Below are 22,824 nucleotides of genomic sequence, written 5' to 3'. Positions count from 1 at the left end.
TAGTAATCTAGTAATCTAAAAAAAACAAAAAATGCATCGCTATAAAGATTTAAAGTTTTGGCAGTTAAGTAGAGTTTTTTGTAAAGATATTTACCTAATTACAAAGTCTTTTCCTAGTGATGAAAAATTTGGATTGACATCTCAATTAAGAAGAGCATCAGTCTCAATTCCATCAAATATTGCTGAAGGAGCTTCAAGGGTATCTAATAAAGATTTTGCACGGTTCTTAAGAATTTCCTTAGGTTCTTGTTATGAAATAGAAACTCAATTACTAATTTCATGTGATTTAGCTTTTATTCAAAAAGAAGAATTAGAAAAACTTCAACACACTTTAGACCAAATTATAAAAATGATGGCAAGATTTATTTCCACTCTAAAAATATGATTTATAACATTACCAGATCTTTAGATTATTAGACGATTTTATAATACAGCTATCTAATAATCTAAAGATCCAACCATCTAATAATCTAACAATGAAAATACTACACCTAGACTCAAATCATCCTTTGTTGATAAATCAATTAAATGATTTAGGATATACTAACGATGAAGATTACACTTCTTCAAAAGAAGAAGTTTTAGCTAAAATTCACAACTACGATGGTTTTATTATTAGAAGTCGTTTTTCTATTGATAAAGCATTTTTAGACAAAGCAACCAATCTAAAGTTTATTGGACGTGTTGGAGCAGGTTTAGAAAATATAGATTGTGAATATGCAGAAAGCTTAAATATAGAGTTAATTGCTGCTCCGGAAGGAAATAGAAATGCTGTAGGAGAACATAGCTTAGGAATGCTATTATCGCTATTTAATAAGCTAAACAAAGCTGATAAAGAAGTTAGAAACGGAAAATGGCTGCGCGAAGAAAACCGTGGAATTGAACTAGACGGAAGAACGGTTGGTTTAATTGGTTATGGAAATATGGGGAAATCTTTTGCAAAAAAACTTCGTGGTTTTGATGTGGAAGTTTTGTGTTATGATATAAAACCAAATGTTGGCGATGCAAATTGCAAGCAAGTTTCTTTAGAAGAATTACAAGAAAAGGCAGATGTTTTAAGTTTACACATACCACAAACACCACTTACTCAAAACATGATTAATGCAGACCTTATCAATAGTTTTAAAAAGCCTTTTTGGTTGATAAATACCGCACGTGGAAAATCTGTTGTTACCAAAGATTTAGTTTCTGCTTTAAAAGAAGGTAAGATTTTAGGTGCTGGTTTAGATGTTTTGGAATATGAAAAAGCATCTTTTGAAAACTTGTTTTCTGATGATAAAATGCCAGATGCTTTTCAATATTTAATCAATTCAGAAAATGTATTATTATCACCTCATGTTGCTGGTTGGACTGTTGAAAGTAAAGAAAGATTGGCACAAACTATTGTAGATAAAATTAAGGCAAAATTTAAATAGATCATTTTATTTTAACATTCAGACCCTTCAGGTTTTAAAAACCTGAAGGGTCTTTTTATATTATAGAACTTAAAGAGTAATTACATAGGGTTTGTGCTATCACTGTTATGGGACTTCTCCTTTGGTCGAAGTGACAATTTTGTGTTTTTTTTATGTTCAGATATAGTTACTCCCAATTTTATCATTTCGATCTTTTTAGGAGAAATCTCATGAGGTTGCTCGGTTTTACATTAATTTCTTTATAGAATTATTCAATACTTCTAATTCACAAAATATGTTTAACTTGTTACACTTTTGTCATTCCAAACAAAGAATGAGGAGAAATTTAATATTGTCAAATTTTATGAGATTTTTAAATCAACAAGAAAGTTTCATTTTGAAATGATAATTGTATAAATCTAAAATTATGCAATACAAAGCCACATCAGCAGAAGAGAATATAAATCAGGTTCCTGAAGAACGTAAGAATGCGTTATTAAAACTACGTACAACCATCAAACAAAACTTACCAAACGGTTTTAAAGAAGGTATTCAGTATGGAATGATCGGCTATTATGTTCCTCATTCTTTGTATCCCGATGGATATCATTGCAACCCAAAGGAACCTTTGCCTTTTATGAGTTTTGCTTCTCAAAAAAACTCAGTAAATTTATATCATAGCGGTATTTATGCCGTTACAGAAATTAAAGATTGGTTTGTAAATGAATATCAAAAACATTGCAAACGGAAATTAGATATGGGTAAAAGTTGTATCCGTTTTAAAAAAGTAGAAGAAATTCCTTTTGAATTAATTGCTGAATTATGTAAAAAAATAACTGTTGATGAGTGGATTACAGTTTATGAAATTAATATTAAAAAGAAGTAATTTATGAAAAATAGAGTTACAGGAATTGGTGGAGTATTTTTTAAATCTGAAGATGCCAAAGCAGCCAAAGAATGGTACAAAAATCATTTAGGTTTTAATACAGATGATTGGGGCTGTACTTTCTGGTGGAAAGATGAGAACGGAAATAAATGCGCTACACAATGGAGTCCGTTTGCAGAGGATACCAAACATTTTAAACCTTCTAAAAAGGACTTTATGTTTAATTACAGAGTAGAAAATTTAGTAGAATTATTAGCAGAACTAAAGAAAGAAGGTGTTACTATTGTGGGTGAAATGGAAGAACATGACTACGGTAAATTCGGTTGGATTTTAGACAACGAAGGAAACAAAATTGAGCTTTGGGAACCGATAGATAAAGCTTTTCTTTAGAAATATATAAGAACAAATTAATCAAAAAATCATGTCAGAAAAAAGTAAAAATATAGAAAATAACCTAAAACAAACTGCTAGTTCTATTTCTAAAGATGCAAAAGAAACCCTTGAAAATAAGAAACAAAAAGCGAATGAATTTGTAGAAGATGCTAAAGAAGTTTTTGAAGATACAAAAGGAAAAGTAAATGAACTTTTATCTGATGAAAACATAGAGAAAATAAAACATAAAGCAGAAGAATACTCTGAAATAGCAAAACAAAAAACAAGTGAATTTACAGATGACGCTAAAGAAACTTATGAAGATTTAAAAGAAAAAGGTTCTGAATTAGCTGGAGACGCGGCAGAACATTTAGCCGATTTTGCAGAAGATGCTAAAGAGGAAATAAAAGATATGAAAGAAAAGTCGAAAAGCTTTTTACAACGATTATTCGGAAAATCATAAAGAGAAGTAATTATGCGTTTTTTATCTGATTACCCAACTGAGATTTTAATCTTACTATTTTTAATCATTACTTTTTTAATATCTGCATTCGAAAAAATATTAGATTGGAAAGGAACGATCTCTTTTATAAAAGATCATTTTAAAAATTCTCCATTAAAAGGCAGTGTTCCGTTTTTATTATTCATTTTATTAATCATAGAAATTCTTGCTGTAGGATTTATGATTGTTGGAGTGTATCAAATTTATACTTCAGAAGCAAAAGAAATTGCATTACTCGGAATACAGCTTTCTGCGATCAGTATAATTTTTATGCTTATTGGGCAACGTCTTGCAAAAGATTATCCAGGAGCGATGTCTTTAGGTGTCTATTTTATCATTTCACTTTGTGGTGTGTATTTACTAAATAAGTAAAACTGATATTTTCTATAAATAATATAAATAATATTTATAGAAAAAGCTCTTAAAACAATCGTTTTAAGAGCTTTTCTTTTTTAACTAAGGTATTTCTATTCTATTAGAGTTAAACTTTTAACAAGTCTTTTTAAAATCGTTTTTAATGGCTTTTTAAGTACAAAAACTAAAGTAAGATATCCTTTTCTTCTTTTTGATGTAAATGAAACTGAAAATTGATTTTAGAACCTTCTTTTTTTCAATTTTGATATCTGTTTCTTAAAAACATCTTTATGTAGTATTTTGATGTATTTCTAATATACGAATTGTTTATAAAAAAAATTAAACTTTATCCGATAAGAAAAAACACAACTAAACCAGAATTTAAAAGAGAATACAATTTTAAGTAAAAACCAATTAGAATTTAATTTAGAAACTAAAAATTAGAATTACATTCTAATTACTTCTATTTATAAAAAAATAATTTATTTTGAAATAACTGAACTTTTCAAACTTATTCTAAATCTGTAAAACAGCTATTCTATAATTCTACAAAAGCTACCACTACTCCAACATTAATAATCATTAAATAAAATTTAATCATTATTACCTAGTAATCTATTTTTTAATTTAATGTTTGTAGCTAAACCATAAAACCATTCTTAAATCAATTTTTAAATATTGTTTAAAAAAAACGCTTCTAATTTTAGATTAAAAACTAAAATGTTCCACGAGGAACAACTTGATTTTTCATCATAAAAAAACCTTCAAAATATTAATTTTGAAGGTTGATAATTCTTTTAAAAAAGAAAATTATAATTCTACTTGTTTTTAATTACATAAATTAAGGAAGAATATTCTTTTGTTTTCCTTGCTTTTAAATTGGAAACAAAACCTCTATGAAATGCTTTCAAAGGATTCATTTTTCCTGTTTTATATTTTTCACTTAAAAGAGAAACATAATAAGAATCAAACCTCATTGGCAATGTTTTTTCTACAATCATATTCTCTTCAGAAAAAATTTTCTGAATTGAATATTGAGAAAAATGCCAAAGATGTCTTGGCACATCAAAAGCAGCCCAATACTCTTTATAATATTTTGCATCATCACTTTTATGATTTGGAACTGCAATGATTAATCTTCCATTTTCAGAAAGCAATTCTTTTAATTTAGAAATGTAATCAGACAATTTTTCTACATGTTCTAAAACATGCCAAAGCGTAATTACATCAAATTTTTTATTGTGGATATCAAGTAATTCTTCTTGTAAAACAATCCCTTTTTCTTTAGCAATTTTCCTTGCATCAGAACTTGGTTCAATACCTAAAACATTCCAACCATTAGCACCACATACTTTTAAAAAATCTCCCGTACCTGCACCAACATCTAAAATGTTTTTTGACTCAGTTTTAAAAGAATTAATTAACGATAGTTTCCTTTTTAATGTAATATTCTTTACAGACTGATAAACCTTATCCATTAATGTTTTTTTACTATCAGTGTGTGAAATATAATTTTCACTCTTATAGTAATTTTCTAGATCTACAGGAATTGGTGATGTCACCAACATATCATATTCCGAATTAAACATAACTTCATAAGTTTCATCTGAAACCGTAAAATCTTTGCAGTTTAAATAAGGTTCTAACTTTTTGTGAAGCCCTCTCTTTTCCCCCATAATACTTTTTCTTTATAATATGTTCCACGAGGAACATAGCAATTATTTTCCACAATTTATCTACCCATATAAACCAAAAGCACAGAGATATCGCTGGGGGAAACGCCACTTATTCTACTTGCTTGTGATATAGATGTCGGTTGAATTTTACTCAATTTTTCTCTAGCTTCAAAAGAAAGAGATTTTACTTTTTGATAATTAAAACTAGAAGGAATCATTACATTCTCTAACCTATTTAATTTATCTGCATTGTTCTTTTCTTTCTCTATATAACCAGAGTATTTTAAATGAATAACAGCTTGTTCAATTGCTTCCTTATCAATATTATTTTCATCTAAAAAAGCAGTTAATTTCTTTACACTTTTAAAATCAGAAAAATCTAATTGAGGTCTTGCCGCAATTTTATAAAGCTTCATAGATTGATTAATCAATGCTAAATTCTTTGCTTCTAAAATAGGATTTATCTCCTCTTGCTTTACACTTGTATTTTGTAAAAAATGAATTAATAAATCTGCTTTTTCTTGTTTTTCTATAACTCTATCTAATCTTTCTTGAGAAGCCAAACCTAATTTAAAACCGATTGGTGTTAATCTTAAATCTGCATTATCTTGTCTTAATAAGGTTCTATATTCTGCTCTAGATGTAAACATTCTATAAGGTTCTTCTGTACCTTTTGTAATTAAATCATCTATTAAAACACCTATATAAGCTTCGTTTCTTTTTAGAACAAAAGGTTCTTTTTCTTGCGTTTTTAAAGCAGCATTTACACCCGCCATTAAACCTTGCGCAGCAGCTTCTTCATAACCTGTGGTTCCGTTTATTTGTCCTGCGAAGAATAAATTCTCAATTACTTTAGTTTCTAACGAATGTTTTAATTGCGTTGGAGGAAAGAAATCATATTCAATTGCATAGCCATATCTTAAAAACTTTACGTTTTCAAAACCGGCTACAGAACGAATTGCTTTGTCCTGAACATCTTCTGGAAGAGAGGTTGAAAAACCATTTACATACATTTCACAAGTAGTCCATCCTTCTGGTTCAATAAACATTTGATGTCTATCTTTCGTTGCGAAACGATCTATCTTATCTTCTATCGAAGGACAATATCTTGGTCCTGTAGATTTAATTCTACCATTAAACATTGGCGATCTATCAAACCCTGTACGCAACAAATCATGCACATCTAAGTTGGTATACGTAAGCCAACATGAACGTTGTTTTTGCAGCGGTTTTGTAGTTGGTAAATAAGAAAACTTCTCTGTAACTTCATCACCAGGTTGCTCAATCATTTTAGAATAATCTAAAGATCGTCCATCTACTCTTGGTGGCGTTCCGGTTTTCATTCTACCAGATTCAAAACCTTTTGCAACTAAGTCTTCTGTAATTCCGGTTGATGCTCCCTCACCTGCTCTACCACCTCCAAAACTTTTATCTCCAATATGAATCAATCCATTTAAAAAAGTACCTGCAGTTATTACCACAGTTTTGGCTTTAATTTCTAAACCTAAAGCAGTTTTAACTCCAATAATTTTATTATCATCAAACAATAAACCGTTTACAGAATCTTGATAAAAATCTACATTTTCGGTTTGCTCTAACATCGTTCTCCAGCATTCTGCAAACTGCATTCTATCAGATTGTGCTCTTGGACTCCACATTGCAGGTCCTTTAGATTTGTTAAGCATCTTAAACTGTATTGCTGTTTTATCAGTAACAATTCCGCTATAACCTCCTAAAGCATCAATCTCTCTAATAATTTGTCCTTTTGCGATTCCTCCCATTGCAGGATTACAACTCATCTGCGCAATATTTTGCAAATTCATTGTAATTAATAAGGTGTGTGCACCCATGTTTGCAGCAGCAGCTGCAGCCTCACTCCCAGCGTGACCACCTCCTACTACAATAACGTCGTATGTTGTTGAAAATAAACTCATTATATTATGGTTCCACGTGAAACCTTGTATTTACATTATTGATTATCAATTATTTGAATTCAGATAATGCTGTATTTTCAGCATTTCTCATCTCTTTTTTCTCAGTTTCAGTTTTATCTTTATATCCCATATAATGAAGTACACCATGTATCATCACTCTGTGTAATTCTTCTATGAAAGAAACCTCAAAATCTTTCGCATTATCGGCAACTCTTTCAATAGAAATATAAATATCTCCACTAATTAATTTACCTAAAGTATTATCGAAACTAATTACATCTGTTAAAGTATCATGTTGTAAAAACTCTACATTTAATTTATGAAGGTAGTCGTCATCACAAAAAATATAGTTCAATTCACCTAAACTAAAACCTTTTTTTGACACAACATTATCAATCCAATATTCTAAAAGATTTTCATCTTTTAAATCAAAATCTGTTTCGTAATTAAAAGTAACCATAATTAATCCTTATTTGAGTCAGAAAAATATGCTCTAACTTTGTTTTTATAATTCTGCTGCAAAGGTAATGATTGTCTGTTTAATATCTCTGTTTGATTGTAAAACTGCTTTTTAAATTCTAAAGCCTTTATATTTCTCTTTTCAAATTCTTTTAAATTAGAATTAGACTTTCTTTTTTTATCTTCTCCTTGTTCTAATGCAGCTTTATCTAACTTTAATAATTCATAATTTAATTGCTGCATTTTTTGAATTGTTTCAGCGTTAAAACCTTTTTCTAAAATTTCATTTTCTAAGTCTTCCATCTTTTTTAAAGCTTTGTTTGCTTCTGAATTATTACCATTTCCAGCTTCCTCAGACATTTTAATTTGTTCTTGTAATTCTTGTCTTAATAAACTTTGCTGCTTGTAAATCTGATAAATTTCTCCATCCAAATCATCTATAGTACCTCCTTCTCCACTACTGCCTTTCTTTCCATTCTTTCCCTGTTTATCTCCTTTACCATTTTGTCCTTTGCCATCGGGTTTATCGTTTTCTCCTGGTTTATCTCTTTTTTTTCCTACTTTACCTTCAGCTTTTTTATCACTAGGTTTTTTACCTTTTTTCATTCCTTGCTGCATTTTTTCAGACAACTCTCCTTGCTTCTTTATAAGGTCTGGCAAACTAAAACCTTTGCCTTTAGATTTCTTTCCTTTGCCCTTTTTCATAGACATGGAATTCTTCATACTACTCAACATATTACTTAAATAATCTGCTAAACTATTTACAGAAGTCATAACGTAACGTTGATTAGAAACTCCATATGAAAATAGATTTTCAGAAAAATTATATAAAGATTGTTCTAAATTATAATGCGTTGTAGATAAATCATCTTTAATAATTGATGAAATTTTAGGCAATCTCATAGACAACACATACAGACTATCATCTACATGTTCGAAATAAGTTTTTAATTCATTTTGTCTTTTTAAATCTTGCCCAAAATCTGGATGTGATGTAGAAATTTCTTCAAACTTATGCATTAAAGATTCTTGTTTAAAAGAAAAAATAACAAGGTTTTCTAAAATTTTACGCAAGTCATCAATGTTTTCTTCCATAGATTCTCCTTCCATTTCCATCATTGCTTTCTGCATTTTAGCACTCATTTCTTTCATCTTTTTGGATGAATTCTTTTGACTCATTTTTGCATTAACTTTGTTTTCTTTAGAAATACTTTCTTCGGATTTTTTTAATTCACCATCAATATCTTCTTTTTCACCTTCCACATCCGGAAGCTCCATAGGTTCTTTTAACTTATTATTGTCTTTATTTAATTCTTCTAAATCTTTTTTTATATCTTCAAATTCCTTTTTTATTTCTTTCTGATTGTCTAAATTATTCTCTTTACTTTTAGATAACTCTTCTTGTTTTTTAGATAATTCTTCAACCTTATTCGAAATTTGCATTGTTTTCTGCTCAACATAAAAACGCTTTGTCAATTCTAAAATACGCTCTAAACTTCTTTCTTGTTGTTTATTTTGTTGAGATAATTCCTTCGCCTTTTTTAACAAATCATCTTTGTTAAGCTTCTCTCCCAATTTCTGAATTTCATCTAACAGTTTTTGTTGCCTATCTAATTTTTTTAGTTCTTCAATACGTTTTTTTAATTCTTCTTTTTTATCCTGAAGATTCTCATTTGCTTCCTTTTTTTCATCTAAATTTTCATGTAACTTTTCAGTTTGCCGTTGCATCATTTTATTATAATTATTCTGACGCTCTACAAATTTTTCAATCTTCTTTTTGTCATTCCAATTAATCTGCTTCTTCCCTTGTAAATCTTGCTGAACTTTTTCTAATTCTTTCTGCTGCTTTTGTTGTTTCTGAATTGAATTTGAAATATTATTAATCGTATTTCTTTGTTCTTGTAACAACTCCTCCTCTACTTCATCAGTTGTTTTTTGTCGATAATTAAAAATTTTAGATTTTGTTTTTTTTCTTCCGTTTACAGCATCATTATCAAAAACCTCAAAAAATAATTCATAGTTAATTCCTGCTTCCAAATTTAATCCGTCAGGAAACTGATAAAAGAAAGTTTGAATATTTTCTTTCGTTATTGATAACTCAAATTTATTTTGATTTGTAGGTTGCTCATTATTATAATAAACGAGTTGTAATTTTTTAATTCCATAGTCATCAGAAATCTGACCAGCAAACTGTGCAGCTCCACGTGAAATACTGTCAATATTAGATTGCACAGAAATCAATGGAAATTCATCTTTTATAACATCTATATAAAACTCTAAATTCTCAAAATCTTTTAAATCTTTATTGGATGATGAAATTTGATAATTTAAAGGATTTTGAATTCTTTTAGAATATGTAAAATTATTATCTGAATTTGAATCAAAAAAAATACTTTTTTTATTGTTGATAAAAGCCAACGAATCTGTTTGATTTGCAGATACATTCCAAGTAATAGTAGTACCTTCGGGAACTATTACATTACCAGAATTTTTGATCATTTCATTTTTCTTACCCAAATATTTAGGATACTTAACATCTAAAGAAATAGCATTAATAGTAGGTGTTTTTATAACTTCTATTTTATAATTTTGAGATTGAACTCCGTTTGCTTCTATAAAAAAATCAATTGGTTGCTGAACATCAGAAAAAGTATAAGTAAAGGTTCCGTTACCATTATTTTTTAAAAAATATTGCTGATTTTCAAAGTGGATCAGTGACTCCATTGGTAATACTTTTCCGATGGTCTCAACCAAAATAGAAATAGACTTTCCTTGTAATACTTTTAAATCATTATTTTTTAACGAAAATAAAAATGGAGCAGGCGGATTGTAAGCTGTATTATGATTTACAACACGTTGTAAACTTTGAGATAATTTATCATTAGTATCTGTAAATAAGGTTATTAAAAATATTAAAACAGGAACTATTGCATATTTTAAATACTTTTTATTTTTGGTAAAATCTACAGCTTTTACAAACGGAATTGGTTGTAATTCTGTTTCTTTTTGTTGAATACTTGCTAACAATAAATCAGAATTATTGTTATTTTTTTTCAATTGTAAAACATTCAATAATTTATCCTGAACTTCAGGAAAATGAGCACCAATTATTTTGGAAGATTGTTCATAAGTAATTCCTTTTCTAAGACCAATTAATTTAAAAATTGGCACAAAAATAAATCGAATCAGTAAAAATGCTTCCACAAATAAGAAAACCCAAAATAAAATAGTTCTTGCAGTTGGTTTTAACCACAGAAAATATTCTATAAACACCGTGAAAAAAAAGTACAGAAATCCTAAAGAAAGAAATAATATGCTTCCTTTTATCAATTCACTAGTGTAATATTTACGTGTAAATTGATGTAACTTCTCTTCTAAATTCTTAAATTCTGCCATAACTAACTTTTAAAAGTACTATTTTTACATAGATGCACAACCAAATAATTGTTAAAACGATTTTTGTGAGTAATTAAAAAATAGCACCACTAAATTTTAAAATTAAAAAAATGAAACAAATTACCAACTTTCTATTTTTATTCTTAACCATATCTGCATTTTCTCAAGGACCTTGGACACAAGAAAAAGGGAAATTTTACACACAAATATCGTTTTCTATAATACCTAGTTATAATGAATTGTTTGGCGATCCTGATTATACTATTAATGGAGAACTAACTGATAATACAGTTCAACTTTATGGTGAATATGGTCTTACAAATAATACAACATTGATTGTAAATATGCCTTATAAAATTATTAAACACAAAGAGTTAGTAAATCCTTGTGTATTTGGTCCTTGTCCAGAATATACAAATAATAAAACTGCTTTAGGAAATATTGAAATTGGTGTAAAACATAATTTCTATAAAAAAGATTGGTTACTTTCTGGTCAGTTTTCTATAGAATCGAATACAGGTTCGTATGATGAAAATTCTGGTTTAAGAACAGGTTATGATGCATTTACGTTCACTCCCCTATTCTTAGCTGGTAAAAGTTTTAATAAATCTTATTTACAAACATTTATAGGTACAAAAATTAGAACCAATAATTACAGTTCTAATTTTAAAGTTGGTGGAGAATATGGTGGTAAAGTTTATAAAAATATTTGGTTGATTGGTTTTCTAGATATCGAAAAATCATTTAAAAATGGAGATGTAGAAATACCAAATTCTAATAAAGCAACAGGTTTGTATGTTAATGATCAAGAATATGGAGTTGTAGGTTTAAAAGCAATTGGAGAGTTTTCTGATAATTTTGGAATTACAGCAAGTTTACCCGCTGCTTTTTATGGAAACAATGTTGCCAAACAAGTAGCTCTAACAGTTGGAATTTATAAAAAGTTTTAGAAAATTAACTCATATATCAAAATTAGTAAGCATATCAGACCCTTCAGGTTTTAAAAACCTGAAGGGTCTTTTTATATTATAAAAACTTCGACAGGCTCAGTTTGACATTTTTGAGTTTAAATTGATATTTGTTTTTAATTTATACTATTCTAAAATTAATAAAAAATCTATGCTTCCAATTAAAAAGACGAATGTCTGTCTGAGCTTGTCGAAGACTTTTTAACACCATTCATTTAGAACCTAGTAAGATTCATTTTATTTATTCATCTTTTGTAATTAAAAAACGTCGCTAATTTTTCTTTTCCCTAATTTCTATTCTCTCTTTTAAAAACTATCTTTGCGCATTAAAAAAGCACCTTAATTATTATTTAAGGTACATATATAATGTCTTACCTGCTTTAGCAGGAATCAAAAAAAACAAAAAAATGGAATCTAATGTTCGCGTTCGTTTTGCACCAAGTCCTACAGGACCTTTACATATTGGAGGTGTAAGAACAGCTTTATACAATTATTTATTTGCTAAAAAATACAATGGAACGTTTGTGCTTCGTATAGAAGATACAGACCAAACGCGTTATGTTGCAAATGCAGAACAATATATTATAGACGCTTTAGAATGGTGTAATATTCCTTTTGATGAAGGTCCAGGAAAGAACGAAAAATTTGGTCCTTACAGACAATCAGAACGTAAAGAATTGTACAAAGAATATGCAGATAAACTAATTGAAACTGGTTGGGCATATTATTGTTTTGATTCTACTGAAGCTTTAGATGCAGAAAGAAAAGCACACGAAGCAGAAGGAAAAACCTTTATTTACAACTGGCATAACAGAGCACAAGGACGTTTGGTAAACTCATTGGTTTTAACTGATGAAGAAGTACAAAACAGAATTAATGCTGGTGAGAATTTTGTAATCCGTTTTAAAACGCCACAAGATGAGCTTTTAAGAATGGAAGATGAAATTCGTGGAAATATTAGAATTGATACCAATACTTTAGATGATAAAATTTTATTTAAAGGAGACGGAATGCCAACGTATCATTTAGCAAATATTGTTGATGATCATTTAATGGAAATCTCTCACGTAATTCGTGGTGAAGAATGGTTGCCTTCTATGCCTTTACATGTTTTATTATACAAAGCTTTTGGTTGGGATGCTCCTAAATTTGCACATTTACCATTAATTTTAAAACCTGTTGGTAAAGGAAAATTAAGCAAACGTGATGGTGATAAATTAGGTTTCCCGGTGTTTCCTTTAGAATATACAAATGAAGTTTCTGGTGATGTTTCACGTGGATACAAAGAAGATGGTTATTTTTCTGATGCTTTTATAAACATGTTGGCTTTCTTAGGATGGAATCCTGGAACAGAACAAGAATTATTTAATTTAGAAGAATTAATTGAAGCTTTCGAATTAAAACGTGTAAGTAAATCTGGAGCAAAATTTAGTCCGGATAAAGCAAAATGGTTTAATCAACAATATATGCAGACAAAATCTGATGATGAGTTGACCGATTTATACTTGCCTATTTTAGCTGAAAAAGGAATTACAAAAGACAAAGAGTTTGTTTTAAAAGTAGTTTCATCAATTAAAGAAAGAGCAACTTTTGTAAACGATTTTTGGGATTTATCTAGTTTCTTTTTCGAAACACCAACAGAATACGATGCAAAAGCAAGTAAAAAAAATTGGAAAGAAGGAACAGCTGAGTTAATGCAAGAATTAATTACTGTAATTTCATCAATCAAAGATTTTTCATCAGAAAATACAGAAAAAGAAATTAAAGAATGGATTACTGCTAAAGAAATTGGTTTTGGTAAAGTAATGCAACCTTTACGTTTATCTTTAGTTGGTAAATTAGCCGGTCCTCATTTATTTGATATCATTGCAATGATTGGTAAAAATGAAACTATTAAAAGATTAGAAAACGCAATAGAAAAACTATAATTATGAAAAATTTTATCCTTCTTATTATTTTACTTTTTGCTTTTACAGCTCAAGCACAATATGGAAATGGTAGTAGTAGACAACGACAAAATCAAATGCCACAAACGGAACAAAAGGCTCCAGATCCAGATTTTAATGTAGAAAGATATATTGGTATTGTTAATTATGACATAGAAAAAGCAGCTAAAAAATCAAGTGTTAAGCTTTCTTCAACTGAAGGACAAGAATTCTCTAGGGTATTGACTAAGTACAATAAAGATATTAAAGACATCACTAGAATTAATACATTTGTATTAAGAAGTACGAAAGATATGGTTGAAAATTATCAGAAAACAGTAATGAAAACTGGTGATAATTCTTCACAAAAAAAAGTGATGACAACCATGAGTGAAAACCTCAAGCCTATTTCTGAAATATTAAAGAAAGAAGATAGAGAACTTGATAAAACAATAAAAGCGTTACTTTCTGAAAAGCAATATAAAAAGTGGATTAAGTACAACAGAAAAATATATAAAGTTTTTCCGAAAGAAGAAGAATAATTTATAAACTTCACAATATTAAAATCCTGTAAAAAATACTTTTTACAGGATTTTTTTTTAATAAAACTGTAACAATATAATAAAAATACGTCCTATAAATAATTACTTAAATACCCTATCTTTACATATAAACAAATTATTAACTAAATAAAAAATAAACTATGATATCAACTACTATTATTGTACCTATTGTTATAATTGCACTTGTCTTATTTTCCTCATTTTTTATGGTGAAGCAACAAACAGCTGCCATTATAGAACGTTTTGGAAAATTTCATAGCATTAAACAATCTGGACTGAAATTAAAGATTCCTTTTGTTGATAAAATTGCTGGAAAATTGAGTTTAAAAATTCAACAATTAGATGTTATTATTGAAACTAAAACTTTAGATGATGTTTTTGTAAAATTGAAAGTTTCTGTACAATATAAAGTAATCACAGAAAAAGTATATGACGCTTTTTATAAATTAGATTATCCGCATGATCAAATAACAAGTTATGTTTTTGATGTGGTAAGAGCAGAAGTACCTAAAATGAAATTAGATGATGTTTTTGTGAAAAAAAATGACATTGCCATTGCTGTAAAAACAGAATTAAATGATGCTATGTTAGATTATGGTTTCGATATTATTAGAACCCTTGTAACAGACATTGATCCAGATGCACAAGTAAAAATAGCAATGAACAGAATTAATGCTGCAGATAGAGAAAAAACAGCTGCTCAATATGAAGGAGATGCACAACGTATCTTAATTGTAGAAAAAGCAAAGGCAGAAGCAGAAAGTAAACGTTTACAAGGACAAGGTATTGCAGACCAAAGACGTGAAATTGCACGTGGTTTAGAAGAGTCTGTAGACGTTTTAAACAGAGTTGGTATAAATAGCCAAGAAGCATCTGCATTAATCGTTGTAACGCAACATTATGATACTTTACAGTCTATTGGTAGTGAAACTAACAGTAATTTAATATTATTACCAAATTCTCCACAAGCGGGTAGTCAAATGTTGAATGATATGGTAGCAAGTTTTACTGCAAGTAACCAAATTGGTGAAGCAATGAAAAATGCAAAACCTAAAAAATTAGATAAATAAGTAAATACAATTATACTTCATCTTTTGTTACTTTAATGAAAGATGAAGTAACCTTATAAAAAATTACAAGAAATGATAGTAACAACAACTCCCACCATAGAAAACAGACCTGCAACTCAATATTTAGGTATTGTAACAGGAGAAACCATTATTGGCGCTAATTTTATTAAAGATTTCTTTGCAGGAATTAGAGACATAGTTGGTGGACGTTCTGGTTCTTATGAAAAAGTTTTAAGAGAAGCTAAAGATTCTGCTTTAAAAGAAATGCAAGAAATGGCAAATTCTTTAGGTGCAGAAGCTATTGTTGGTGTAGATTTAGATTATGAAACTGTTGGTAAAAATGGAGGAATGCTAATGGTTACAGCCTCTGGAACAGCAGTAAAGTTATAGTAAAATAGCTACTTTTTAATGATCATAAGCTTAATAAAATATTCTACTAAAAATTTTATTAAGTTTTTTTTTCCTAAATTTTAATGCACATTGTATTCGTAAAAAATATTAAAGATTATCTAAGGATAAATTATCATTTTTAATAAAAAAAATAGTTTAACTTACTTCGTAATATAATTATCTTAACTTTCATTTAGTTTGAAAAATAAATAGATTCTTGTTGAAATACTTATAAATAACTATTATTTTTAAAATTTTTATAAAATATAATTTTTATGAAAAATATTCTTAAATGGCTTTCAACGCCCTATTATTTTAATCCATCCATAAAAATTAAACTAAAAATTAGTTTTTCTCTTGGGTTATTCATCTTTATATTTTTATATATTTTTAGACCGTTTTATTTGAATCAATTTGAAGTTATTCTTTTAGAATATACTTTATCAATAGGTATTACTGCCTTTATATCTGCTTTTATTATTCAATATGTACCACCACTTATTTTTAAAGATTATTTTAATGAAGATAAATGGACTATTGGTAGAAATCTATTTTTAATAGTGGTAAGTATTATAATAATGGGAACTATTGTTTGGTATTTTAGTGATCTATATACAAGACCCTATCACCTTAGAAGGTTTAGCCTTTTAGAATTTCTTTTCTATACATTTTTAATGAGCTTAATTCCATTAACCTTTTTTCTTTTTATTAATGAAAAAAATATAAGAGAAAGAAGAGAAAAAAAGGTATTAGAAATTAAAGAAATAAAAAAAGATAAAGAAATTGAAATTTCTAAAAAACTTGCCAGTAAGATTTCTATTACTTCAGATAATGGAAAAGAAAATATTACTTTCAAAATAGATAATTTAGTTTATGTTACTTCTCAAGGAAACTATGCAAGTTTCTTTTTGTTACATGATAATAATCTGAAAGAAAAAATATTAAGAGTTACATTAACCAAAATAACTAAAGAATTAGAAGAGTATCCTAATATTATAAGATGTCATAAAAGTTATATTGTAAATGTGAATTATATTACTGATATTTCTGGAAATGCACGAGGTTATTTATTAGGTTCAAAATTAATACCAATAGTTATTCCAGTATCTAGAAGTTTTTCTAAACAATCTTTACAAAGTTTGATACAATAACCTTCCCATTTATCCCAAATACCGCAAAAATCTTCCTGTTTATAACAAATTTTTAATAATTTCGATTAAGATATATATATTTGTGTCAATGAAAAAGGATTAAAAATATTGGGGGATTTTTTTAATTCGTATACTAAAAAGCTCAACTTGTATTATACAAATTGAGCTTTTTTTATGTTTAAAAAGAATAATTTACTATTATTTTTTCTCTTCTAATTTTTCTTCTGGTTCTTCTTTAGCAGCGTTTTTAAACTCCTTAATTCCGCTTCCTAAACCTTTCATTAATTCTGGAATCTTCTTACCACCAAATAATAGTAAAACTACTACCACAATAATAATTAGTTGTGGACCACCAATGAACATAAAATTTGTTGCTAAACTATACATGTTTTCTTTTATTTAATAGTACAAATATACAAAAAAGGTAATAACACTAACCTTTGTTAATTCCTTTTTTGGATAATTCCACCAATTACTTTTTTATCTTTAACAACCTCTGGATCTCCTTTGTAAAAAATAGATCCTCCAAAGCTTACTTTAGCACTTAAAGTTTTACCTGCTAAAACTTCTGCTTTAGCTCCTGTACCTGCAAAAACATTAGAATTACTAGTTACTTGCATGTCAAAACCATTATAAATACCATATAAGTCTACATCTACTTCTTGGTTATCTGCAGTACCAGTTAATTTTATAATTCCGCCAGATGATGTTTTAACAGTTAAATATTTAACGTCTGTTGTTAAATTAATAAAAGCTCTTTCTTGCGCGTTTACTTCTAATTTATCTTGATTTATATCTTTACCAGTTACCGTTGCACCTTCATTAGCATCTATAATAGCTATATTTTTGTTATAATATAGTTTTACTAATACTTGACCATCTGCAGCATTGTTTTCTGGCTTTAATGAAAAGGGTAATGATATTTTTAAGATGTTATTCACATTCTTAATTTTTACCATTTCAGATTTTTCTCCAGTAATTTCTAATTTTTGCTCTGCAGATTTTATCAACTCTAACTCTATTCCATTATAGACTTTTAATTCAGAATAATCTCCTAAATTTTTAGTTACAGTTGTTTGTGCAATTGTTACAGAACTTAACAGTATAGCACAGATATATATTATATTTTTCATTATTTAAAATTTTTGATTACTATATTTAATTCAACAATTATACCACTATAAAGACTTTTTATCTTTTTTATTGTCACAAAAATAAAAAAGATAATAATCTTAAAGTATTAAAATTTAGTTAATGAATTTTAAATCAATTATTTACCATTTAAAAAAATTAAGCTTCTATTAAAGCAAAATCTAAATGTTTTCTTTCTAAATCTGTATGTTTTACTCTTACTTTAACATCATCTCCTAATTGATACATTTTTTTAGAAGCTTGACCTACAATAGCATATTGCTTTTCATCAAAAAGATAATAATCACTTTTTATATCTCTAATTCTCACCATTCCTTCACATTTATTAGAAGAAATTTCTACATAAATACCCCATTCTGTAACACCGGTAATTACACCTTCAAAAATTTCATCTTTATGATCTTGCATGTATTTTACTTGCATGTACTTAATAGAAGATCTTTCTGCTTTAGAAGCTAATTCTTCTCTGTTAGATGAATGTTTACACTTTTCTTCATACTTATCTGCTTTTGGGCTTTCTCCGCCATCTAAATAGTGTTGCAGCAATCTATGTGTCATTACATCTGGATAACGTCTAATAGGTGACGTAAAATGACTGTAATAATCGAAAGCCAATCCGTAATGCCCAATATTTTGAGTTGTATACACTGCTTTAGACATGGTTCTAATAGTTAAAGTCTCAATCATGTTAGATTCTGCTTTACCATGTACATCACTTAATAACTGATTTAAAGAATCTGAAGTAGATTTTTTGGTATCTGTATTAATTTTGTATCCAAATTTACGGACCATATTTTCTAAAGAAGCTAATTTTTCTACATCTGGCTCATCATGAACCCTGTAAATAAATGTATTGTTAGTAGCTTTTCCTTTAGAAAAACCAATAAATTCAGCTACTTTTCTATTTGCTAACAACATAAATTCTTCAATTAATTTGTTAGCATCTTTAGATTCTTTAAAGAAAACACCCACTGGGTTTGCTTCTTCATCTAAATTGAACTTCACTTCTACTCTATCAAAAGAAATTGCACCTTGTTTCATTCTTTTTTTACGAAGAATTTTAGCCAACTCATCTAACTTTAAAGTAGCTTCTACAACTTCTGGAGCTACTACATAAGATTCATCTGTAATAGAAATATCTTCTGGCATAGTATACGGTTGAACATCATCAGATAATTTTACATTTTCTATAATAGATTGTGCTTCTTCATAAGCAAAACGTTGGTCTGAATATGTTACTGTTCTACCAAACCACTCGCCTACTACTTCTGCTTTTTTGTTCAATTCAAACACTGCAGAAAATGTTAATTTTTCTTCATGTGGTCTTAAAGAACACACTCCATTAGATAACATTTCTGGTAACATTGGTACTACTCTATCTACTAAATATACAGATGTTGCTCTTTTATAAGCTTCATCATCTAAAATAGTTTTAGGTTGTAAATAATGCGAAACATCGGCAATATGAATTCCTATTTCATAATTCCCATTTTCTAATTTTGTGAAGGATAATGCATCATCAAAATCTTTTGCATCTTTAGGATCTATTGTAAAAGTTAAATCTTTACGCATATCTCTACGCTTAGAAATTTCTTTTTCTGTAATTTCAATTGATAAAGATTCTGCATCTTTTTCTACCTCTGGTTCAAACTCATAAGGCAAACCATATTCTAATAAAATAGAATGCATTTCTGTATTATGATCTCCTGGTTTACCAAGAACAGTTGTAATTTTTCCAAAAGGATTTTTGGAGTTTTTAGGCCAATCTAACAAAGTAGCTTGTACTTTATCGCCATCTACTGCCCCATTCAACTTACTTTCAGATACAAAAATATCTGCATACATTTTGTTGTTATCTGGCACTACAAATCCAAAATTTTTGGTTTTACTTTTTTGTAAAACACCAACAAATTCTGTTTTTGCTCTTTCTATAATTTCTACAACGTCAGCTTCATATTTCTTTCCGCTTCGCCTTTTATAAACATATGCTTTTACAGTATCGTTATGCAAACCTTTACCCAAATTAATATTCGGAATAAAAATATCGTCTTCATAATCATCTGTTACAAAATATCCGTTTCCGGTAGAAGTTACATCTAAAGTACCAATAGAATATTTTCTATCAACATTTACTTGAAACTTACCGCGTTCTACTTCTTTTATTTCTTTAGTTGCAGCTAATTCTGCTAATTTCTTAATTATTTGGGTTCTCCCATCCGTATCAGAAATTTTTAATTTTGCAGCAATTTGCTTATGATTATAAGATTTTTCGCTGTCTTGTTTTAATACTTTAAATATATTTTTGGTTAAGTCTTTTACAACGTTCCCTTTCTTTTTATATATTTTATTCTTCTTTTTTGTCATTAATTCTTACTTCTTATTATATGATACTAAATTACAAATATTTACTGTGATTGGCTATTAAAAAATGGTTATCAATCTAAAATTGTAATTTGGCATTACTTTAATTATTATTTTTATGTCTACATCTTGGTTTATAATTGCAAATCCTATTTCTGGAAATCGGAATTTTTCTAAACAATGGAAGGAAATTCAACAATTATTAAACAATAAGAAAATAGACTTTTCTTTTGCTTTTACAAAATTTTCTAAACACGAAATTGAATTGGTTGATACCGCAATTCAACAAGGTTTTAGAAATATTATTTCGATTGGTGGAGATGGAACACTACATAACATAGTTAACGGAATAATGATGCAAAGGTACGCAAAAACTTCTGATATAACTATTGCTGTAATTCCACAGGGAACTGGTAACGATTGGATAAAGACCTATAACATACCTAATAACGTTAAAAAAGCGATTGAAATTATTCATAAAAAGAATATTATTTTACAAGATATTGGTGTTTTAGAAACTGATAATAGCACTGTTTTTTTTAATAATGTAGCAGGTTTAGGGTATGATGGTTACATTGTTAATAAACTAAAAACTTTAAAAAGTTTTGGATCTTTAGCGTATATATTAAGCGGAATAGCTGGTTTATTATTTTATAAAAAAACAGTGTTTAAAATTATTTTTAATGATAAAGTACTAGAAACTAATTGTTTAATGACTGTTTTTGGGATTTGTAAATTTTCTGGTGGCGGAATGCAGTTTACAAAAAATGTAAATAGCACAGATGGTTTATTAGATGTTACCATAGCTAAAAACCTGAATATGTTCGATTTAATTTTAAATTTACCTAAATTATATTCTGGTAAAATTGTAGATCATAAAAAACTAGAAACTTATAAAACTAAAGCAATTAGGGTGGTTCCAAAAACAGCAAAACCTTTTATTCAGGCTGATGGTGAGGTAATTGGAACTGGAGAAGTACAAGTAAAAATTATTGAAAAAGCTATTAATTTTGTAGTTAAATAATTAAAAATCAAATTTATAATTTCAATATAGCTTATATTTTTAAAGAAAAAGACATTGAAGACAATATGCTCTTTTGTTTTTATAAAAGGGAACGCAACTTTAAATTATTAAAAATACTTTTATTCTCTATTAACAGAAAAATAAAGAGTTTAATAAAAGTTAAGTCAATTTCTTCTCTATTTTCTTTTCGCTTTCCTCCTATTTCATTTTTTCGTTTTCAACAGTTATAAACATTCTTTATAATAATTATATTTTCTTTTTAAATTTAAAAAAAACAATAATGGTTATAATAGTGTGTGAATAGCTACTATAAAAAAATGTCTTTTTATTTTTTAATTTCAGTTATTAAAAATCATTGACAAGTTATGAGTTACTTAAAAGCTTAAAAATCAATTTAAAATTAGAGTTATTAACAATAGTTATAAACAGTAGTTAACCTAAAACTCTTAATAGTTAACAACCTAATTGATGTAAACAAATGGTTAATTTTATGTTGATAAACTTTTATCAAAAACTCATAAATAAAGTTGTGTATGTCATAGTACTCGCTGTATTGTAATTTTAATTCAATATACCAAATTTACTTGTAAAACTTTACTGATACTTCTTAACAATTACCTAACATAGCTAAAGAGTTAAAAATTAAAAGGTTATTAAAAAAGCTAATTTTTTGATTGTTTATAACTGTTGATAACCGTTAGTTTCTGTATTTTTGTGGCTACAACACAATTAAAATCAATTTATTATGACAATTGCCATTGGTAACGACCACGCTGGTACAGAATACAAATTCGAAATTATAAAACATTTAGAAGAAAAAGGATATAAAGTTCTAAATTTTGGAACCGATACAAACGATTCTATGGATTATCCGGATGCAATACATCCAACAGCAGATGCTGTAGAAAGTGGTAAAGCAGAAATGGGTATTATTTTATGTGGTTCTGGTAACGGAGCGCAAATGACTGCTAATAAACACCAAGGCATTAGAGCTGCTTTGTGTTGGAATAATGAATTGGTTGCATTAACAAGACAACATAACAATGCAAATGTTCTTACAATTCCTGCACGTTTTGTTTCTTTACAACAAGCTATTGGTTTTGTAGATGTTTTTCTTTCTACAGAGTTTGAAGGTGGTAGACATGGAGATAGAGTAAATAAAATTTCTTGTGCTGGATAATTATTAAAATATTCTTGATACAAAATTTATAAAAAATAAATAAAAATCACTCGACCTTACTATAGTT

21 protein-coding genes are annotated in these 22,824 nt (G+C 28.0%); 14 read left to right on the top strand and 7 right to left on the bottom strand.

Going from position 1 to position 22,824, the window contains the following annotated elements:
* Positions 1–31 precede the first annotated feature (31 nt).
* From GQS57_RS04550 to GQS57_RS04525, 6 genes are all read left to right on the top strand, one after another.
* Positions 32–385, top strand: a complete 354-nt coding sequence (locus GQS57_RS04550) for a four helix bundle protein (protein WP_165731404.1) — start codon at positions 32–34, stop codon at positions 383–385.
* Positions 386–476: 91 nt separating this feature from the next.
* Positions 477–1,415: a 2-hydroxyacid dehydrogenase gene (locus GQS57_RS04545; protein ID WP_165731403.1), complete on the top strand. Its 939-nt coding sequence runs from the start codon at positions 477–479 to the stop codon at positions 1,413–1,415.
* 406 nt (positions 1,416–1,821) lie between these two features.
* The gene (locus GQS57_RS04540; RefSeq protein ID WP_165731402.1) at positions 1,822–2,280 is read left to right on the top strand and encodes a DUF1801 domain-containing protein; all 459 of its coding nucleotides are present in this window, start codon (positions 1,822–1,824) and stop codon (positions 2,278–2,280) included.
* 3 nt (positions 2,281–2,283) lie between these two features.
* Positions 2,284–2,670, top strand: a complete 387-nt coding sequence (locus GQS57_RS04535; protein ID WP_165731401.1) for a VOC family protein — start codon at positions 2,284–2,286, stop codon at positions 2,668–2,670.
* 31 nt (positions 2,671–2,701) lie between these two features.
* Positions 2,702–3,115: a hypothetical protein gene (locus GQS57_RS04530; protein ID WP_165731400.1), complete on the top strand. Its 414-nt coding sequence runs from the start codon at positions 2,702–2,704 to the stop codon at positions 3,113–3,115.
* A gap of 12 nt (positions 3,116–3,127) precedes the next feature.
* Entirely contained in the window at positions 3,128–3,526 is a 399-nt protein-coding gene (locus tag GQS57_RS04525; protein WP_165731399.1) for a DoxX family protein, read from the top strand.
* A gap of 800 nt (positions 3,527–4,326) precedes the next feature.
* Here the strand turns inward: GQS57_RS04525 and GQS57_RS04520 are convergent.
* Genes GQS57_RS04520 through GQS57_RS04505 form a run of 4 tightly spaced genes read right to left on the bottom strand, consistent with a single transcriptional unit; the run spans position 4,327 to position 10,973 of the window.
* Complete coding sequence (locus GQS57_RS04520) at positions 4,327–5,184, bottom strand: bifunctional 2-polyprenyl-6-hydroxyphenol methylase/3-demethylubiquinol 3-O-methyltransferase UbiG (protein WP_165731398.1); 858 nt, start codon at positions 5,182–5,184, stop codon at positions 4,327–4,329.
* Positions 5,185–5,240: 56 nt separating this feature from the next.
* Positions 5,241–7,118: a tRNA uridine-5-carboxymethylaminomethyl(34) synthesis enzyme MnmG gene (gene mnmG / locus GQS57_RS04515; protein ID WP_165731397.1), complete on the bottom strand. Its 1,878-nt coding sequence runs from the start codon at positions 7,116–7,118 to the stop codon at positions 5,241–5,243.
* A 49-nt stretch (positions 7,119–7,167) separates the two neighbouring features.
* Positions 7,168–7,578, bottom strand: coding sequence for an rRNA maturation RNase YbeY (gene ybeY / locus GQS57_RS04510; RefSeq protein WP_165731396.1), 411 nt, complete (start codon positions 7,576–7,578; stop codon positions 7,168–7,170).
* 2 nt (positions 7,579–7,580) lie between these two features.
* The gene (locus tag GQS57_RS04505; protein WP_165731395.1) at positions 7,581–10,973 is read right to left on the bottom strand and encodes a DUF4175 family protein; all 3,393 of its coding nucleotides are present in this window, start codon (positions 10,971–10,973) and stop codon (positions 7,581–7,583) included.
* Between the two features lie 110 nt (positions 10,974–11,083).
* Between GQS57_RS04505 and GQS57_RS04500 the strand changes: the two genes are divergently transcribed.
* From GQS57_RS04500 to GQS57_RS04475, 6 genes are all read left to right on the top strand, one after another.
* Positions 11,084–11,923, top strand: a complete 840-nt coding sequence (locus GQS57_RS04500) for a hypothetical protein (protein WP_165731394.1) — start codon at positions 11,084–11,086, stop codon at positions 11,921–11,923.
* Between the two features lie 425 nt (positions 11,924–12,348).
* Positions 12,349–13,869 (top strand): glutamate--tRNA ligase, encoded by a 1,521-nt coding sequence (gene gltX, locus GQS57_RS04495; RefSeq protein ID WP_165731393.1) that lies wholly within the window; start codon positions 12,349–12,351, stop codon positions 13,867–13,869.
* Between the two features lie 2 nt (positions 13,870–13,871).
* The gene (locus tag GQS57_RS04490; RefSeq protein WP_165731392.1) at positions 13,872–14,408 is read left to right on the top strand and encodes a hypothetical protein; all 537 of its coding nucleotides are present in this window, start codon (positions 13,872–13,874) and stop codon (positions 14,406–14,408) included.
* Between the two features lie 161 nt (positions 14,409–14,569).
* On the top strand, positions 14,570–15,499 hold the full coding sequence (locus GQS57_RS04485) for an SPFH domain-containing protein (protein WP_205860210.1): 930 nt from the start codon (positions 14,570–14,572) through the stop codon (positions 15,497–15,499).
* Between the two features lie 72 nt (positions 15,500–15,571).
* Positions 15,572–15,889 (top strand): heavy metal-binding domain-containing protein, encoded by a 318-nt coding sequence (locus tag GQS57_RS04480; protein WP_165731391.1) that lies wholly within the window; start codon positions 15,572–15,574, stop codon positions 15,887–15,889.
* A 275-nt stretch (positions 15,890–16,164) separates the two neighbouring features.
* Positions 16,165–17,040 (top strand): LytTR family DNA-binding domain-containing protein, encoded by an 876-nt coding sequence (locus GQS57_RS04475; protein ID WP_165731390.1) that lies wholly within the window; start codon positions 16,165–16,167, stop codon positions 17,038–17,040.
* Positions 17,041–17,238: 198 nt separating this feature from the next.
* Here the strand turns inward: GQS57_RS04475 and tatA are convergent, their stop codons facing one another.
* The 3 genes from tatA to rnr all read right to left on the bottom strand — a co-directional run bounded on the left by tatA (position 17,239) and on the right by rnr (position 20,556).
* Positions 17,239–17,427, bottom strand: coding sequence for a twin-arginine translocase TatA/TatE family subunit (gene tatA / locus GQS57_RS04470; RefSeq protein ID WP_068447859.1), 189 nt, complete (start codon positions 17,425–17,427; stop codon positions 17,239–17,241).
* A 56-nt stretch (positions 17,428–17,483) separates the two neighbouring features.
* The gene (locus GQS57_RS04465) at positions 17,484–18,173 is read right to left on the bottom strand and encodes a head GIN domain-containing protein (RefSeq protein WP_165731389.1); all 690 of its coding nucleotides are present in this window, start codon (positions 18,171–18,173) and stop codon (positions 17,484–17,486) included.
* A gap of 157 nt (positions 18,174–18,330) precedes the next feature.
* Complete coding sequence (rnr, locus tag GQS57_RS04460) at positions 18,331–20,556, bottom strand: ribonuclease R (RefSeq protein WP_165731388.1); 2,226 nt, start codon at positions 20,554–20,556, stop codon at positions 18,331–18,333.
* 115 nt (positions 20,557–20,671) lie between these two features.
* On the opposite strand from rnr, the gene GQS57_RS04455 reads away from it, so the two are divergent.
* Positions 20,672–21,577, top strand: a complete 906-nt coding sequence (locus GQS57_RS04455; RefSeq protein WP_165731387.1) for a diacylglycerol kinase family protein — start codon at positions 20,672–20,674, stop codon at positions 21,575–21,577.
* Positions 21,578–22,322: 745 nt separating this feature from the next.
* Positions 22,323–22,757: a ribose 5-phosphate isomerase B gene (gene rpiB / locus GQS57_RS04450; RefSeq protein WP_165731386.1), complete on the top strand. Its 435-nt coding sequence runs from the start codon at positions 22,323–22,325 to the stop codon at positions 22,755–22,757.
* Positions 22,758–22,824 lie beyond the last annotated feature (67 nt).

Origin of the sequence: Polaribacter sp. 20A6, from assembly GCF_011378915.1 — a bacterium.
Classification (GTDB): Bacteria; Bacteroidota; Bacteroidia; order Flavobacteriales; family Flavobacteriaceae; genus Polaribacter; species Polaribacter sejongensis.
The sequence above is the reverse complement of the archived record's forward strand: the minus strand, read 5'-3'. Positions and strand labels throughout refer to the sequence as shown.